General features: G+C 69.7%; 15 protein-coding genes. 11 read left to right on the top strand and 4 right to left on the bottom strand.

The window, feature by feature from the left end:
- Positions 1-13 precede the first annotated feature (13 nt).
- The 7 genes from WB794_RS05575 to WB794_RS05545 all read left to right on the top strand — a co-directional run bounded on the left by WB794_RS05575 (position 14) and on the right by WB794_RS05545 (position 5,303).
- Positions 14-448: a universal stress protein gene (locus WB794_RS05575; protein ID WP_337334857.1), complete on the top strand. Its 435-nt coding sequence runs from the start codon at positions 14-16 to the stop codon at positions 446-448.
- A 151-nt stretch (positions 449-599) separates the two neighbouring features.
- Complete coding sequence (puuE, locus tag WB794_RS05570; protein WP_337334962.1) at positions 600-1,532, top strand: allantoinase PuuE; 933 nt, start codon at positions 600-602, stop codon at positions 1,530-1,532.
- A 17-nt stretch (positions 1,533-1,549) separates the two neighbouring features.
- Complete coding sequence (gene uraD, locus WB794_RS05565; RefSeq protein WP_337334856.1) at positions 1,550-2,068, top strand: 2-oxo-4-hydroxy-4-carboxy-5-ureidoimidazoline decarboxylase; 519 nt, start codon at positions 1,550-1,552, stop codon at positions 2,066-2,068.
- 153 nt (positions 2,069-2,221) lie between these two features.
- On the top strand, positions 2,222-3,235 hold the full coding sequence (gene alc / locus WB794_RS05560) for an allantoicase (protein WP_337334855.1): 1,014 nt from the start codon (positions 2,222-2,224) through the stop codon (positions 3,233-3,235).
- Positions 3,232-3,717 carry an ureidoglycolate lyase gene (locus WB794_RS05555; protein WP_337334854.1) on the top strand — a complete coding sequence of 162 codons (486 nt, stop codon included), beginning with the start codon at positions 3,232-3,234 and terminating at the stop codon, positions 3,715-3,717. The genes alc and WB794_RS05555 overlap by 4 nt, the downstream gene beginning before the upstream one ends.
- Positions 3,718-3,755: 38 nt before the next feature.
- Positions 3,756-4,556: a S1/P1 nuclease gene (locus WB794_RS05550; RefSeq protein WP_337334853.1), complete on the top strand. Its 801-nt coding sequence runs from the start codon at positions 3,756-3,758 to the stop codon at positions 4,554-4,556.
- 135 nt (positions 4,557-4,691) lie between these two features.
- A complete protein-coding gene (locus tag WB794_RS05545; RefSeq protein WP_337334852.1) occupies positions 4,692-5,303 on the top strand; it encodes an OmpW/AlkL family protein in 612 nt (203 codons plus the stop codon).
- A gap of 339 nt (positions 5,304-5,642) precedes the next feature.
- Here the strand turns inward: WB794_RS05545 and WB794_RS05540 are convergent, their stop codons facing one another.
- The 3 genes from WB794_RS05540 to WB794_RS05530 form a co-directional block, all read right to left on the bottom strand.
- On the bottom strand, positions 5,643-6,575 hold the full coding sequence (locus WB794_RS05540) for an MBL fold metallo-hydrolase (RefSeq protein WP_337334851.1): 933 nt from the start codon (positions 6,573-6,575) through the stop codon (positions 5,643-5,645).
- A gap of 71 nt (positions 6,576-6,646) precedes the next feature.
- Positions 6,647-6,940 carry a hypothetical protein gene (locus WB794_RS05535; RefSeq protein ID WP_337334850.1) on the bottom strand — a complete coding sequence of 98 codons (294 nt, stop codon included), beginning with the start codon at positions 6,938-6,940 and terminating at the stop codon, positions 6,647-6,649.
- A gap of 18 nt (positions 6,941-6,958) precedes the next feature.
- A complete protein-coding gene (locus tag WB794_RS05530) occupies positions 6,959-8,263 on the bottom strand; it encodes a tryptophan--tRNA ligase (protein WP_337334849.1) in 1,305 nt (434 codons plus the stop codon).
- 139 nt (positions 8,264-8,402) lie between these two features.
- Between WB794_RS05530 and WB794_RS05525 the strand changes: the two genes are divergently transcribed.
- From WB794_RS05525 to WB794_RS05515, 3 genes are all read left to right on the top strand, one after another.
- A complete protein-coding gene (locus WB794_RS05525) occupies positions 8,403-9,803 on the top strand; it encodes a phospholipase D family protein (RefSeq protein WP_337334848.1) in 1,401 nt (466 codons plus the stop codon).
- Positions 9,804-10,073: 270 nt separating this feature from the next.
- On the top strand, positions 10,074-11,930 hold the full coding sequence (locus WB794_RS05520) for a tail fiber domain-containing protein (RefSeq protein ID WP_337334847.1): 1,857 nt from the start codon (positions 10,074-10,076) through the stop codon (positions 11,928-11,930).
- A gap of 1 nt (position 11,931) precedes the next feature.
- Positions 11,932-12,243, top strand: a complete 312-nt coding sequence (locus tag WB794_RS05515) for a hypothetical protein (RefSeq protein ID WP_337334846.1) — start codon at positions 11,932-11,934, stop codon at positions 12,241-12,243.
- Between the two features lie 225 nt (positions 12,244-12,468).
- Here WB794_RS05515 and WB794_RS05510 read toward each other — a convergent pair whose 3' ends face one another.
- Positions 12,469-13,314 (bottom strand): PPK2 family polyphosphate kinase, encoded by an 846-nt coding sequence (locus WB794_RS05510; protein ID WP_337334845.1) that lies wholly within the window; start codon positions 13,312-13,314, stop codon positions 12,469-12,471.
- A gap of 153 nt (positions 13,315-13,467) precedes the next feature.
- On the opposite strand from WB794_RS05510, the gene WB794_RS05505 reads away from it, so the two are divergent.
- Positions 13,468-14,664 (top strand): serine/threonine-protein kinase, encoded by a 1,197-nt coding sequence (locus WB794_RS05505; RefSeq protein WP_337334844.1) that lies wholly within the window; start codon positions 13,468-13,470, stop codon positions 14,662-14,664.
- Positions 14,665-14,676 lie beyond the last annotated feature (12 nt).

Genomic DNA, 14,676 nt, shown 5'->3' with positions numbered 1-14,676 from the left:
TTGGAGAATGTCCATGTACCGCAAGATCCTGATTGCCACCGACGGCTCCGAGCTTTCCGGCAAGGGCGTCGAACACGGACTCAAGCTCGCGGCGGCACTCGGTGCCGAAGCGCTGCTGGTGACCGTGACCGATCCCTGGCAGCCGGTCAGCACCTGGACCGCATCCTCGGAAATGGCCGAGGAATACCGCAAGCGCATGGCGACGGAAGCCGAGCGCATCCTGGACGAAGCGGCGAAGCGCGCCAGCGAGCTGGGTGTGACCCATCACGGCCTGCACGTTCCCGATCGCTATCCCGCCGAGGCCATCCTCGAAACCTCGGCCGGGCACGGCTGCGATCTGGTGGTGATGGCCACGCACGGACGCCGCGGCCTCGGGCGGCTCCTGATCGGCAGCCAGGCCAACGCGGTCATCACGCACAGCAGGATCCCGGTGCTGGTGGTGCGCTGAGCCGGCGGTTGGCGCAAGGAATCGGCCCGTCGGGGGCGTAGCCCCGCCCTGCGATGCGCCGGGCGATGGATGTGGCGCAGGTCGGCCCTGCGCGGCCGATGCTGCGCTAGGCTTGGCGCTGTTTCCCCACGCCTGAAGCGACGCCATGCCGATGCCTCCCGACTATCCCCGCGACCTCGCCGGCTACGGCCGGCACCCGCCGTTCGCCGATTGGCCGGGCGCGGCGCGCATCGCGGTGCAGTTCGTGCTGAATCTGGAGGAGGGCGGGGAGAGCTGCGTGCTGCACGGCGACGCCGGCAGCGAGCAGTTCCTGTCCGAAATCGTCGGCGCGGCGGCGTATCCGGCGCGGCACATGAGCATGGAGTCGATCTACGAGTTCGGTTCGCGCGTGGGGGCCTGGCGCATCCTGCGCGAGTTCGAGCGGCGCGACCTGCCGCTGACGGTGTTCGGCGTGGCGATGGCGATGGCGCGCAATCCCGAACTGACCGCCGCGTGCCTGGAACGCGGACACGAGATCGCCTCGCACGGCTGGCGCTGGATCCACTACCAGGCCATGCCCATCGAGCAGGAGCGCGAGCACCTGCGTCGCGCGGTGGAACTCCACACCGCGCTCACCGGCGCGCCGCCGCTGGGCTGGTACACCGGGCGCGACAGCCCCAACACGCGTCGGCTGGTGGCCGAGCACGGGGGCTTTCTCTACGACTCCGATTACTACGGCGACGAGCTGCCGTTCTGGATGGCGGTGGAAACCGGCGCCGGCGCGCGGGTGCCGCATCTGGTGGTGCCCTACACCCTGGACGCCAACGACATGCGCTTCGCCACGCCGCAGGGCTTCAACACCGCGACCCAGTTCTTCGACTACCTGCGCGACAGCTTCGACGTGCTGTATGCGGAAGGCGCGGAAACCCCGCGCATGATGTCGGTCGGCATGCACGCGCGCCTGCTCGGCCGGCCGGGGCGCTTCGTCGCGCTGCAGCGCTTCCTCGACCACGTCGTACGGCACGAGCGGGTGTGGGTGTGCCGGCGCGTGGACATCGCCCGGCACTGGCGCGAGCGGCACCCGTTCGCGCCGGCCGGTTCGTGAGCCAGGGAGATCGCGGCATGAACCTCGACGCACTCAACGACGCCGCGGAGGCGGACTTCGTCGCGGCCCTGGCCGGCATCTACGAGCACTCGCCCTGGGTCGCCGAGGCGGTGGCATCCGGACGCCCGTTCACCGGCGTGGACGCGCTCGCCGAGGCGATGGCGCAGGTTGTTGCGCAGGCCGAGGCCGACGCTCAGATGGCGCTGATCCGCGCCCACCCGCAGCTCGCCGGCCGGGCCGCCATTGCCGGAGAACTTACGGAATCCTCCACCCGCGAGCAGCGCGGTGCGGGACTGGACCAGTGCACGCCGGAGGAATTCGCGCGACTGACCGCGCTCAACGACGCCTACCAGGCGAAGTTCGGCTTTCCCTTCATCCTCGCGGTCAAGGGCCACACCCGCGACAGCATCCTCGAAGCGCTGGCCGCGCGGCTGCACAACGCGCCGGCGCAGGAGCGCGCTGAGGCGCTGCGCCAGATCGACCGCATCGCAAGGTTCCGGCTGGAGGCCCTCATCGAGCAATGCTCCGAACTTTAGCTTCCGTCATCCCGGCCTTCGCCGGGATGACGAAGTTGAGGTTCCGGCTAAAGTTCGGAGCAGTGCCTCATCGAACGGTGACGCGCAGGTGCCACCTGTCTTTCGCGCGGCGTTTGGGGTTGAATGGCGCTCTTTCCCCGACGCGAATCCGCCATGGCCGCCGTTCCCCCCGATCCCGACGCACCCGCCTTCACCCGCCGCAGCGTGAACCTGGCCGATCCACGCCTCGGCGCGGTGGCGGTGGCGGCCAGCGACGAGTTCTTCGCGGCGAAGGAGCGCCTGCTCGATCCCGCGCCGGCGCAGTTTCATCCCGGGCGCTACGACGACCACGGCAAGTGGATGGACGGCTGGGAAACCCGCCGCCGGCGACATGGCGGGCACGACTGGTGCGTGGTGCGGCTGGCGCGGCCGGGCACGCTTGCCGGGCTGGACATCGATACCTCGCACTTCACCGGCAACTTTCCGCCGGGCGCGTCGGTCGACGCCTGCTGCCTGCCCGATGGCGTGGATCCGGACGACGGCGCGGCCTGGTTTCCGCTGCTGGGATCCGTTTCGCTCACCGGCAACAGCCACCACTACTTCGCGGTGGCGGACGCGCGGCCGGTGTCGCACCTGCGGCTCAACATCTATCCCGATGGCGGCGTCGCGCGCCTGCGCGCCTGGGGCACGCCGGCGTTCGATCCGCGGCGCGGCGCGGTGGACGGCCTGGTCGAACTGTCGGCGGCGCTCAACGGCGGCACCGTGGTGGCGGCCAACAACGAGCACTTCGGTCCGGCTTCGGTGATGCTGCTGCCCGGCCGCGGCGTGGACATGGGCGACGGCTGGGAGACCCGCCGTCGGCGCGAGCCGGGCAGCGACTGGTGCCTGATCGCGCTGGGCCACCCGGGCGTGATCGAGCGCATCGAAATCGACACCGCGCACTTCAAGGGCAACTTCCCCGACCGCTGCTCGATCCAGGCCGCGCGCGTGGACGGCGGCAGCGCCGAATCGCTGGTGACCCAGGCGATGTTCTGGCCCGAGCTGCTGCCCGAGCAGGCGATGACGGCCGATGCCATCCACATGTTCCAGACGCAAATCCGCCCGCTGGGTCCGGTGAGCCACGTGCGCTTCAACATGATTCCAGACGGCGGCGTCTCGCGCCTGCGGCTGTGGGGCCGGCCGGCGTGAGGCGGCTGCCGGTCGAGGAACTCACGCCGGAAGCCTTCGCGCCGTTTGGCGAGGTGATCGCGCCCGGCGCGGCGCGCGAGGTGTGGTCGATCAACGCCGGCAGCGCGCGCCGCTTCCACGCGCTGGCGCGGGCCGAAGCGGTGGGCGAGGGCGGAGAGGTCGGCATCAGCCTGTTTCGTGCCGAACCCTGCGCCCTGCCGATTTCCATCGCGATGCTCGAACGCCACCCGCTCGGCAGCCAGGCTTTCGTGCCGCTCGGCCCGCGGCCCTGGCTGGTGGTCGTGGCGGCATCGCCCGAGGCCACGCCGCGCGCCTTCCTGGCCCGCGAGGGCGCCGGGGTGAACTACCGCCGCGGCACCTGGCACCACACCCTGCTGGCGCTGGAAGCGACCAGCGATTTCCTCGTGGTCGACCGCATCGGGCCGGGGCACAACTGCGACGAAGCCACCTTGGCCGAACCCTGGGAGCTGGCGCTCGACTGAGACGCTATCCTGCGCCGTACTCCCGCAACGGTGTTTGGATGATGCAACGACTCCTGACCTCTGCCGCCCTGCTGCTGACCCTGTCCTTGCCCACCGCCGCCCACGCCTGGACGGCCTTCGGGCATCGCCTCGTGGCGCTTTTGGCCTACGACCAGCTCTCGCCCGCCGCGAAGGCGCAGGTCGACGAACTCCTCGCGCTGGAACCGGGCGCCGACATCGGCACCATCGCGCCCTGGGCCGACGAGGTGCGCCGCACGCCCGGCTACGAGGACACCGGGCCGCTGCACTACGTCAACTTTCCCTACCGCAGCTGCAGCTACGCGCCCGCGCGCGACTGCGCGGGCGGGGCCTGCGTGATCGGCGCGCTGGAGCGCTATTCCGCCGCGCTCGCGGATCGCGCGCAGCCGCGCGAGAAGCGGCTCGAAGCGCTGAAGTTCACGGTGCATTTCGCCGGCGACATCCACCAGCCCATGCACGCGGGCAACCGCGACGACCGCGGCGGCAACGGGTTCCAGGTCAACGTGAAGGGCAAGGGCAGCAACCTGCACGCGGTGTGGGACCACGACCTGCTCAGGAGCGCCGGTCTGAGCCTTGCGGCCTACCGCGCGCGGCTCGCGCCGCAGGTGGCGACGGCGGACGTCGAGCCGATGGACTTCACCGCATGGGCGCTGGAATCGTGCCGGCTGCTGGACGACGAGGGCGTCTATCCCAAGCGCCCCGGCACCCTGCCCAAGGCCTATCTGGACGCCCATCGCCCGCTCGCCGAAGCGCGCGTCGTTCTGGCGGCGGCGCGATTGGCGGCGCTGCTGGAAAGCCGCCTGGGTGCGGTCGCGAACTAGGAGCCGGCGATGCGGCTTTTTTGAACCGGAAGCAACGAAATCCAGGGACTTGACTTGGATCAAGCCCGGCTTGTTGCATTGCATCAATCTGCCGCCCGGGATTGATTTCAACGCAATGAAACAAGGAGTTGCACCATGACGCACCGCCGTATTCTCGCCGCCGCGCTCGCTGTGGCCATCCTCGCGCCGGGCATTGCCAGCGCCAACGACACCTGGTTCGTGCGGGCCGGCGTGGCCAACGTCGAGCCCAAGTCCAGCAGCGGCACCCTGGCCGGCGCCTTCAAGGCCACCATCGACAGCGACATCAAGCCGACCGTGGCCTTCGGCTACCACCTCAGCGACAACGTGGCGATCGAACTGCTTGCCGCGCTGCCGTTCAAGCATGAAGTCAGCCTCGACGGCGTGGGCGCGGTGGATTTCACCCACCTGCCGCCGACCCTCAGCCTGCAGTACTACTTCGCCCCCGGCGCAACGGTGAATCCGTTCGTCGGTGCCGGCGTCAACTACACCTGGACCTACGACGAGAAGACCAAGGGCATCATCGAAGGCACCAAGGTCGGCATCGAGAACTCGTGGGGCCTGGCCGCGCAGGCGGGCCTGCTGTTCAAGGCGGGCAGGAACTGGGACATCGTGGCCGACGTGCGCTACATCGATCTGGACGCCAAGGTGAAGCTCAACGGTGCGGACATCGGCAAGGTGGACGTGAACCCGCTGGTCTACGGCATCAGCGTCAACTTCCGCTTCTGATCACCCTGCGAGCGATCGCGAACACGCGCCCCGGTGGAGCACTCCGCCGGGGCGTTTTCGTTGGGGATTCACCGCGCGCACCCCGCTGCGTTGCCGCATGGCGCGCGAGGCACGTAGAGTTCCCCGATTCGTCGCTCCGGGAAACACGCCATGGCCCCATCGGATACCGCCCGCGCGTTGAAGCGCGTTTGAAGGCGGCTCGAAGGAGGTTCCCGGTCTGGCATCTGTCCCCAATCCCAGTGGTCGAATCCCTTCCGGGAGGCGGTCGCCAAGGCTTCTCAAACCCTGCCGCCGCTGGTACGGCACCGCTGACCGATCGTGTCTGGACGTGGGTGCGAATCAGACCCGGCGCCGCCGATCCAGCCACACCCCCAGCCCCTGGGCGTTGAGCTCGATGTCCATGCCCAATAGGTCGCGCACGGCGCTTTCCGCAAGGCCGCTGTGCGCGACGGCGCGCGGCACGTAGAGGGCGTCGAGCATCGCGACCAGCGCGGCGTGGCGGTCGGGGGCGTCGATCAGGGCCAGTGCGCCCCGGGACATGGCGTCGACCTGTTCGATCAGCGAGCGGGCGTTTTGCGGGATGTGGTCGATGGCGCCGAAGTGGGTGAGGAAGGCGCGTTCTGGTTCGAGCGCAACCAGGCGCGCGATCGAGGTCTTGAGCGCTTCGGGGTCGAACTGCACCGGCGTGGTGGTGGGGAAGAGGAAGATGCCGCGATCGGTGTCCAGCTCGCGGTAGGAAATGCCGAAGGTGTCGCCGGTGAACACGCTGCGGCTGGTTGCGTCCCACAGGCACAGGTGGTGCAGGGCGTGGCCGGGCGTGTCGAGGCAGGCGAGGGTGCGGCCGGCAAGATCGACGCGGTGGCCGTCGCGCGCGATGTCCACGCGTGATTCGGGGATCGGCACGATGGTGCCGTAGCTGCGCGCCATCTCTTCTTCGCCGTAGACCGCCGTGGCACCGGCAATCAGCCGTGCCGGGTCGATCATGTGCGGCGCGCCGCGCGGATGCACCACGACGCGCGCGTTCGCCAGGTGCCGCAGCAGGGCTCCGGCGCCGCCGGCGTGGTCCAGGTGCACGTGGGTGAGGATCAGCCAGTCGATGTCGGCCGGGCGCAGGCCGGCTTCTTCGACCGCGGCGAGCAGGACCGGCACCGAGTGCGAGGTGCCGCAGTCCAGGAACGCGCCGCGGCCGTTTTCCACGATCAGGTAGGCGGCGTCGAATGCCGGGCGGTGGAAGCCGGTGTCGATGGTGTGGATGCCGAAGCGGTCGCTCATGTCATCTCCTGCGGCCGGCCTTCGCCGGAATGACGGCGGCCAAAGTTGTGAGCATTGCCGTGCGCGGGGGCTTACCTGCCGCGCAGCAGGCGGCTGCGAACGGGCCACGCCAGCAGCACGACGGCAAGGAAAACGCCGTAGGCCAGCAGGGTGGCCAGCACCTGTCTCCAGATGGCACCGGCGTTGGGGTCGGCGTGTTCGACGCCCCACAGCATGGCCCAGATGCTCAGCGCCAGCGCCACCGCCAGCACCGCCAGTTCGAACAGGCGGCGCGCGCCGCCGCCGGGGCGGCGCGGGTAGAGCATGAACAGCGCGCCCATGATGAAGAACGTGGGGAAAAACAGCACCAGGCTGAGGAACTGCATGGCAGGCTCCGTGTGGGGTCAGTCTTCGGAAAAGCGCGCCAGCGCGGCGGCGAGGTCCGCTGGTGCCACGCCTTCGCCCAGCGCCTCGCCCTCGCAAAGCGGCCCGTGCGGGTCGGCCTTGAGCGCGGCCACGCGCTGGCCGGCATCGCGCGGCGAGGCGTGGCCTGGGCTTTGCAGGAGCAGGCGGCCGTCGGCGTCGAGCAGCTTGAAGAAAAAGCGCCCGTCGGCTTCGCGGTACTGCTTGAACAGCGGCGGCTTCGGGGCTTCGGCGGCGCGATCGCTCGACGGCGGTGCGGCGGCAAGGCGCAGGAACGAACGCAGCCCGACCGCTTCGCGCAGCGCTTCCAGCAGCGGCGCGGCGACCGCGCGGGCCTTGGTCGCGCCGGCCTGGAGGATGTCCTCGATGTCCGCCGGGCGCGCGATCAGGGCCTCGTAGCGTTCGCGCAGCGGCGCGACCTGTGCGTCGATGGTCTGGAACAGCCGTGCCTTGGCCTCGCCCCAGGAAAGGCCGGCGCTGAGCGCGGCACGATAGGCGACGGTGTCCTCGGCCTCGGAAAACGCCTGGTACAGCGTGGCCAGCGCGTTGGAGTCCGGGTCTTTCGGCTCGCCCGGCGCGCGCGAGTCGGTGACGATGCGCGCGATGGCGTCCTTCAGCAGCCGCGCGCCGCCCGCGAACAGCGGAATGGTGTTGTCGTAGCTCTTGGACATCTTGCGCCCGTCCAGACCCGGCAGCGTGGCGATGTCTTCCTCGATCTGCGCCTCGGGCAGCACGAAAAACTCGCGCCCGCCGCCGAACAGGTGGTTGAAGCGTGCCCCCACGTCGCGCGCCATCTCGATGTGCTGCACCTGGTCGCGCCCGACCGGCACCCGGTGCGCGTTGAACATCAGGATGTCGGCGGCCATCAGGACGGGATAGCAATAGAGCCCCATGGTGATGCCCGAATCCGGGTCTTCGCCCGCAGTCACATTGGCATCCACCGAGGCCTTGTAGGCGTGGGCGCGGTTCATCAGGCCCTTGGCGGTGACGCAGGTGAGCAGCCAGGTCAGTTCGGGGATCTGCGGAATGTCGGACTGGCGGTAGAAGGTCACCCGCTCCGGGTCCAGGCCCGCGGCCAGCCAGGTCGCGGCGATTTCCAGGCGCGAACGCTCGATCCGGGCCGGATCGTCGCACTTGATCAGGGCGTGGTAGTCGGCCAGGAAGTAGAAGGCGTCCACGTCCGGGTCGAGGCTGGCCGCCACCGCCGGGCGGATCGCGCCGACGTAGTTGCCAAGGTGCGGGGTGCCGGTGGTGGTGATGCCGGTCAGGACGCGGGTCTGGCTCATGGAATCGCTGCGGTTCCGGGGTGGGAATCGCGCAGTGTAGCAACGCGACTGCGGCGCGCGCCCGCGCACCCTGTCATGCTCGCCGCCGGTGCGGGTTCAGGGATGGAGCATGGCAAGGGGCAGGCGTTGGCGGGCGGGGTTGCTCCTGCTCGGGGCAATCTGGCTGGGCAGCGCGGCATGGCAGGCGTTCAAGCCCCTGCCTGAAGGCGTCGGTATTGCCTTCCCGTGGCGGGCCGTGCCCGAGGCGAGCTTTCTGGCCGATCGCACCTTCGCCGATGCCGAAGGCGCGCGCCACAGCGAACAGCGGATCTTCGACACGGCGTTTTCGATGATCGGCCGGGCGCAGCGGCTGATCGTGCTCGACATGTTCCTGTTCAACGATTTCGCCGGTGCGGGCGGTGCGGCGCGGCGCCCCTTGAGCGAGGAGCTGACCCAGGCGCTGCTGGATCGCATGGCGCAGGTGCCGGGCCTGCGCGTGGTGGTCATCACCGATCCGATCAACACCGTGTATGGCGCGCTGCGCTCGCCGCATCTGGCGCGGCTCGACGCGGCCGGCGCGACCGTGGTGGTCACCGATCTTGCCCGCCTGCGCGCCTCCAATCCGCTCTGGTCCGGGCCGTGGGCTCTGTGCTGCGCCTGGGCCGGCAATTCGACCGATGCGGGCTGGCTGCCCGATCCCTTCGGCAGCGCGCCGATCACCCTGCGCAGCTGGCTGGCGCTGCCGAACTTCCGCGCCAACCACCGCAAGACCCTGGTCGTGGACCGCGAGGACGGCTGGGAGGCGCTGGTGACCTCGGGCAATCCGCACGACGCCAGCAGCGCGCACGGCAACGTGGCGCTGCGGTTTTCCGGCGAGGCGGCGGGCGACCTGATCGCCAGCGAAGTCGCGGCGGCGGAGTTTTCCGGCGTACGGCTCGACGGACTGCCGCCGCCCGCGCCGGTTGCCCCGCTCGACGGACCGCAGCTGCGCGTCCTGACCGAAAGCGCGATTCGCGAGGCGGTGCTGGAAACCCTCGCCGCCGCGCGGCCGGGCGAGCGCGTGGAACTGGCAATGTTCTACCTCTCGCACCGCGCCGTGATCGCCGCGCTCAAGGCCGCGCAGGCGCGCGGCGTGGCCCTGCGCGTGCTGCTTGACCCCAACGAGGATGCTTTCGGGCGCAAGAAGAACGGCGTGCCCAATCGCCAAGTGGCGACCGAGCTGGTCGCCGCCGGCGTCGCGGTGCGCTGGTGCGATACCCACGGCGAGCAGTGCCACGCCAAGCTGCTGCTGCATCGCGGCGCGCGCGAAGCCACGCTGATTGCGGGGTCGGCCAACCTCACCCGCCGCAACCTCGACGATTTCAACCTCGAAACCAGCGTGCAGCTCGCCGCGCCGATCGATCACCCCGCGATGCGCGATGCCGCGGACTGGTTCGATGAAGCCTGGTCCAACCCGCCCGGACGCCGCTTCAGCGTCGACCACGCCCGCTACGCGGATGGCTCGACCTGGCGCAGGCTCTGGTACCGCATCGGCGAGGCGGCGGGGCTGTCGACCTGGTGAGGTGAACCCGCATCGCGTGCGGTTCCGGGCAATCCTTTCACCGCGGGCGCGGGTCACCGGCGCACGCCGGCCCGTGCGAACGGGCATCCGTGCCGTGGTACGGCGCGGGAAGCGCGAAGCGTGGAGACGGCTCGTGCCGCGGATTTGCCCGCAGACGCGGCCCGCCGCCGCAGCACGGTGACCACGGCGGCATCCGGGCTGGCACGGTCTGCCTCCCTTTTCCGAATACAGGATTATCCCGCCCGTGCGGATTCAGCCTGGAGGATTGCCATGTTCACGTTTGCCCGCATTGTCGCCGTGCTGGCGGCCTTTTTCAGCTGCTCCGCCCTGGCCGGGGAGTTCACCTGGCACGGCTCGCTGGAGGACGCCGGCGAGCCGGCCGTTGGCCAGTACGACTTCCGCATCCAGCTGTTTTCCGCCGAACAGGACGGCATCCGGCTGAGCGAGCCGCTGGAACTGCTGGGTGTGGAGGTTGCCGCCGGCAGCTTTTCCGCCGATCTGGAGCTGGCCGGCGGTACCGCCGAGCGGGGCGGCTGGCTGGAAGTGGCGGTGCGCAGTAGCGGTGAAAAGGCGTATCGCGCGCTCCCTGGGCGCAGCAAGCTGGCGCTGGAGGCGACGGCCGGCGCCTGCTGGAATCTTTCCGGCAACGCCGGCGTGCTCGCTGGGGATTTTCTCGGCACCACCGATGTCGCCGCGTTGCAATTTCGCGTCGGCAACCAGCGCGCACTGCAAATTGTTCCTGCTTCCATTCCCAATCTGATCGGCGGCTACTCGGGCAATCTGACCGGCAGCGTATACGGAGCAAGCATCGCCGGCGGCGGTTCGAGTGGTTCGATCAACCAGGTGCACGGCAGCTACGGCAGCATCGGCGGTGGTCAGGGGAACCGGGTCGATGCCTCCTGGGGGACCGTCGCCGGTGGGCGCCACAATCTCGCCGCCGGTCCGGTCGATTCGACCGTGAGCGGCGGTTCCAGCAACCATGCCAGCGGCCAGACCAGCGCCGTCGGCGGCGGTTTCGACAACATCGCCAGCGGCCTGCTGGGAACCATCGCGGGCGGCATGGGCAACCGCGCCGGCGGCGAGTCGTCCACCATCGGCGGCGGCAACGAACACGTGGCATCCGGCCTGGGTGCCAGCGTCGGCGGTGGCTACAAGAACACCGCCAGCGGCTCCTCGTCCGTGGTCGCTGGCGGTGCCGACAATTTTGCGACGGGCAACTGGTCCACCGTTGCCGGCGGCATCGGCAACCGGGCGACCGTGTCCTATTCGAGCGCGGCCGGGGGCAACAACAACCTTGCCAGCGGCAACTCCGCGCACGTGGCCGGGGGCAGCAACAATATCGCCAGTGGCTCCCACGCCCAGGTCCAGGGTGGCAGGAACAACCTGGCCGGCGGTGCCTATTCGACCGTTGCAGGCGGCGAGGACAATTGCACCGGTGCACGCTGGAGCTGGGTCGGCGGGCGCCAGGCGCGGCTGATTTCCTCGTCCGTGCCGACCAGCTCGCCGTGTTACTCCGCGACGGCACCGGCAAGCTGGGGTGAGGGGACGTTCATGTGGGCGGGGGGTGACGTGGAACCGATGTACGGACTTGGTTATCCATCCAACAGTTTCGTCGTGCGCGCCAGCGGCGGCACGTTCTTCTATTCCAGTCCCTACCAAGGCCCGGGAGTCAGGCTCGCCCCCAACGCCGGCGACTGGTCGAGCCTGAGCGATCGCAACAGCAAGGACGATATCGAAGCGCTCGACACCGCCGCAGTGCTCGATGCGCTGCTGCAGATGCCGGTCTACCGCTGGCGCTGGAAGGGCGAGGATGAAGGCAACCGCCACATCGGCCCGATGGCGCAGGATTTCCACGCCGCCTACGGCCTCAATGGCGACGACGACACGCACCTGATGTCGGTGGATACCAATGGCGTGGCGCTGGCCGCGATCCAGGGCCTGCATGCCAGGCTCGAACGCGAGAACGCGCAGCTGCGCGCCGAGCTTGCGGCGCTGGCCGAACGCCAGCAGCAGCTGCTGGCGCGCCTGGATGCGATGGACACCGCGCAGTACGCCGCACGCCGGGTCGCATTGCAGGCGACCGCCCAGGCGTCGACGGTGCCGGCGGCGCTGGCCGGGGTGCAGTGACATGGCCGTCCACGGCATCCATCGATGGCGCAGGCTGCTGCTGGTCGCCTGCAGCCTGGGTGGCGCACTGCCGGGCGCGGCCATCGCCAAGCCGGTTGAATCGGACGGCGCTCCTGCGCTGCTTTCCAGCCGGCTGCAGGCCGCAGCCACGCCGCTGCAGGACGGGCGTTACCTGCTGCGCCCGCGGCTGGTGCCCGTGCAGTCCACGCGCGACGTCAGCGGCGAGGTCGTGCTGCGTACCGCGCTGACGCCCAAAGGCGTGGCGATATGTGGTGCCGACGTGATATTCAGCGATGGCTTCGAGTCGCCCTGAAGAGGCGCGTGCATTCGCCGAACCGGCCGTGCCGGTTCACTTGGCCGCACCGCCGCCGGTCACCTCGCCGCGCCTTCTTGCGCGCGGCGGATTGCGCCCCGGCGGGTGGGAATTGCCGTGCCCGCGCTTCACGGTCGGTGCTCGTGGGGCAAAACCCGTGAGTGGCGTGATCGACACCAACGCCTGCTTTGCGCGGCGGGAGTCGCTGAGCGGCCGCGCAGGCTCCTAGGTTGCGTCCAGGTGCTTCCTTGCGGTTTCCAGGTCATCCACCGGCCGGGGCCACGGCTGCTGGAGTTCCCGCAGCTGCTCCACCAGAAGGTGTTTGACCACCATCCGGGCGTATTCCTTGTTGTCGCCCGGGATCACGTACCAGGGCGCGGTCCGGGTTGAGGTGCGCTCCAGCGCGATCTGGTAGGCGGCCATGTACTCTCCCCACTTGGAACGGACCACCAGGTCGGCGCGGTCGAACTTCCACATCTTCTTCTTGTCGGTGAGGCGCTCCACCAGGTTCGCGTACTGGAACTCGCGCGAGATGTGCAGCATCACCTTGATGATGCGCGTGCCGCTGGCAGCGATCCCGTTCTCGAAATCGACGATGGCACCGTAGCGACGCTCGATCTCGGCCTCGTCCGCATGGCCTTCGACCTTCTGCACCAGCACGTCCTCGTAGTGCGAACGATCGAACACGGCGATCTCCCCCGGATCGGGCAGCTTCGGGCGCACCCGCCAGAGGAAGTCGTGGGACGCTTCCTCCGCGGTCGGTTTGCCGAAGGCGTGGAAGCTCAGACCCATGGGATGCATGACCCGCGCGAGTCGCTTGATCAGGCCGCCCTTGCCCGAGGTGTCCATCCCCTGCAGTACGAGGAGGACGGCACCCGTCCCCTCCACGCCCGTGCGGGCGTTGGCCCACAGGTTCTCCTGCAGGTCGCTGATCTCCTTGTCGTGCTGGGCAACGTCCTTCGCCAGCTCCGCTTCGGAGGAAACGTCCGGGGTGGACGCGGGTTTGACGTCCGCCAGGCGAAAACCTGGGCGAACGAGGAACTGGCGGGTATTTTCAATACTGAATGGCATATCTGCCGATTCTACCCGCGATTCGCGGCTTGCCTGCGGCTCCGGGCCAAGCCGCACGATGCCCTCAGGCTCCTGCGGATTCGTGCCGGCGAGTGGGAATTGCCGCGCCCGCGCTTCACAATCGGCACCCGTGGGGCAAAACCTGTGGATGGCTTGAACAACGTCAACGCCCGCTTTGCGCGGCTGGAGCCGCTGATCGACCGCGCGCTGGAGCTGGAAGGCAGCGCGCGCGAGCGCTTCATTGCGCTGTGCGCGGACATCTATCCCGATCTCGGCGCGGACCTGCGCCGCGCGCTGGCGGAGGATGCCGGGCTGCCCGCGCTGGGCGATCTGGCGGCCGAGGTCACGCGCGGGCACACCGCCGAGCGGCGCGGGCTGCGCGTGGGTTCATGGCGTCTGGAGGAACGCATCGGGCAGGGCGGCATGGGTTCGGTGTACCGCGCCGAGCGCGCCGACGGGGCCTTCGACATGCAGGTGGCGATCAAGCTCCTGCGCGGCGAGGATCCGCGCTTTCGCGAACAGCTCGAGCGCGAACGACGCCTGCTGGCGCGTCTGGATCACCCGGGCATCGCGCGCCTGATCGACGGCGGCGTGCTCGATGACGGCCAGCCGTGGCTGGCGATGGAGCTGGCCGCAGGCCAGGACCTGGACCTCTGGCTGGCGTCCAACCCGCCGCTGCGCGCGCGCCTGGAGGTGTTCCTGTCGGTTTGCGACGCGGTGGCGAGCGCGCACGAGGCCCGGGTCGTGCATCGTGATCTCAAGCCGCGCAACATCCGCGTGACCGGCGAGGGCCAGGTGAAGCTGCTCGACTTCGGCATCGCCAAGCTGCTGGCGCAGGACGCCCGCGCGGGCGTAACCCGGCATCTGGCGCTCACCCCCGAGTACGCCGCGCCCGAGCAGCTGGGCGGGGGCATCGTCACGCCGCGTACCGATGTCTATGCGCTGGGCGCGCTGCTGCACCTGCTGCTGACCGGGCGCTCGCCGCATCCGCCGTTCGACGGCAACTGGGCGGCCTATGCCGACCACGTCAGGCAGGTCGATCCGGCACCGGCGAGCCGAAGCGTGGCGTCACCGCCTCCGGCGGCACTGCCCGCCGAGTGCCTGCGCGGCGATCTGGATGCGATCGTGGCCCGCGCGCTGCGGCGCGATCCGGCGCAGCGCTACGAATCGGCCCGTGCGCTGGCACAGGATGTGCATCGGCACCTGCAGGATCTGCCGGTGGTCGCGCACCCGTCAACCCTGCGTTATCGCGCCGGCAAGTGGCGACGGCGGCACCCGGTCGCGGCCGGGCTGATGACGATCCTCGCGCTGGCGGCCTGCGTAACCCTCACCGTTGCCCTGCTGAGGTGAATCCGCGCGATG

The organism is Denitratimonas tolerans, assembly GCF_037203605.1.
Taxonomy (GTDB): Bacteria; Pseudomonadota; Gammaproteobacteria; order Xanthomonadales; family Xanthomonadaceae; genus Denitratimonas; species Denitratimonas tolerans.
This window is presented reverse-complemented; position numbering and strand designations above follow the sequence as displayed.

Coding starts and splice junctions, on each gene's coding strand:
- WB794_RS05530 (WP_337334849.1), bottom strand. CDS start 8,263: ATGAGCCAGACCCGCGTCCTGACCGGCATCACCACCACCGGCACCCCG.
- WB794_RS05520 (WP_337334847.1), top strand. CDS start 10,074: ATGTTCACGTTTGCCCGCATTGTCGCCGTGCTGGCGGCCTTTTTCAGC.
- WB794_RS05545 (WP_337334852.1), top strand. CDS start 4,692: ATGACGCACCGCCGTATTCTCGCCGCCGCGCTCGCTGTGGCCATCCTC.
- WB794_RS05540 (WP_337334851.1), bottom strand. CDS start 6,575: ATGAGCGACCGCTTCGGCATCCACACCATCGACACCGGCTTCCACCGC.
- alc (WP_337334855.1), top strand. CDS start 2,222: ATGGCCGCCGTTCCCCCCGATCCCGACGCACCCGCCTTCACCCGCCGC.
- WB794_RS05550 (WP_337334853.1), top strand. CDS start 3,756: ATGATGCAACGACTCCTGACCTCTGCCGCCCTGCTGCTGACCCTGTCC.
- uraD (WP_337334856.1), top strand. CDS start 1,550: ATGAACCTCGACGCACTCAACGACGCCGCGGAGGCGGACTTCGTCGCG.
- WB794_RS05510 (WP_337334845.1), bottom strand. CDS start 13,314: ATGCCATTCAGTATTGAAAATACCCGCCAGTTCCTCGTTCGCCCAGGT.
- puuE (WP_337334962.1), top strand. CDS start 600: ATGCCTCCCGACTATCCCCGCGACCTCGCCGGCTACGGCCGGCACCCG.
- WB794_RS05575 (WP_337334857.1), top strand. CDS start 14: ATGTACCGCAAGATCCTGATTGCCACCGACGGCTCCGAGCTTTCCGGC.
- WB794_RS05515 (WP_337334846.1), top strand. CDS start 11,932: ATGGCCGTCCACGGCATCCATCGATGGCGCAGGCTGCTGCTGGTCGCC.
- WB794_RS05535 (WP_337334850.1), bottom strand. CDS start 6,940: ATGCAGTTCCTCAGCCTGGTGCTGTTTTTCCCCACGTTCTTCATCATG.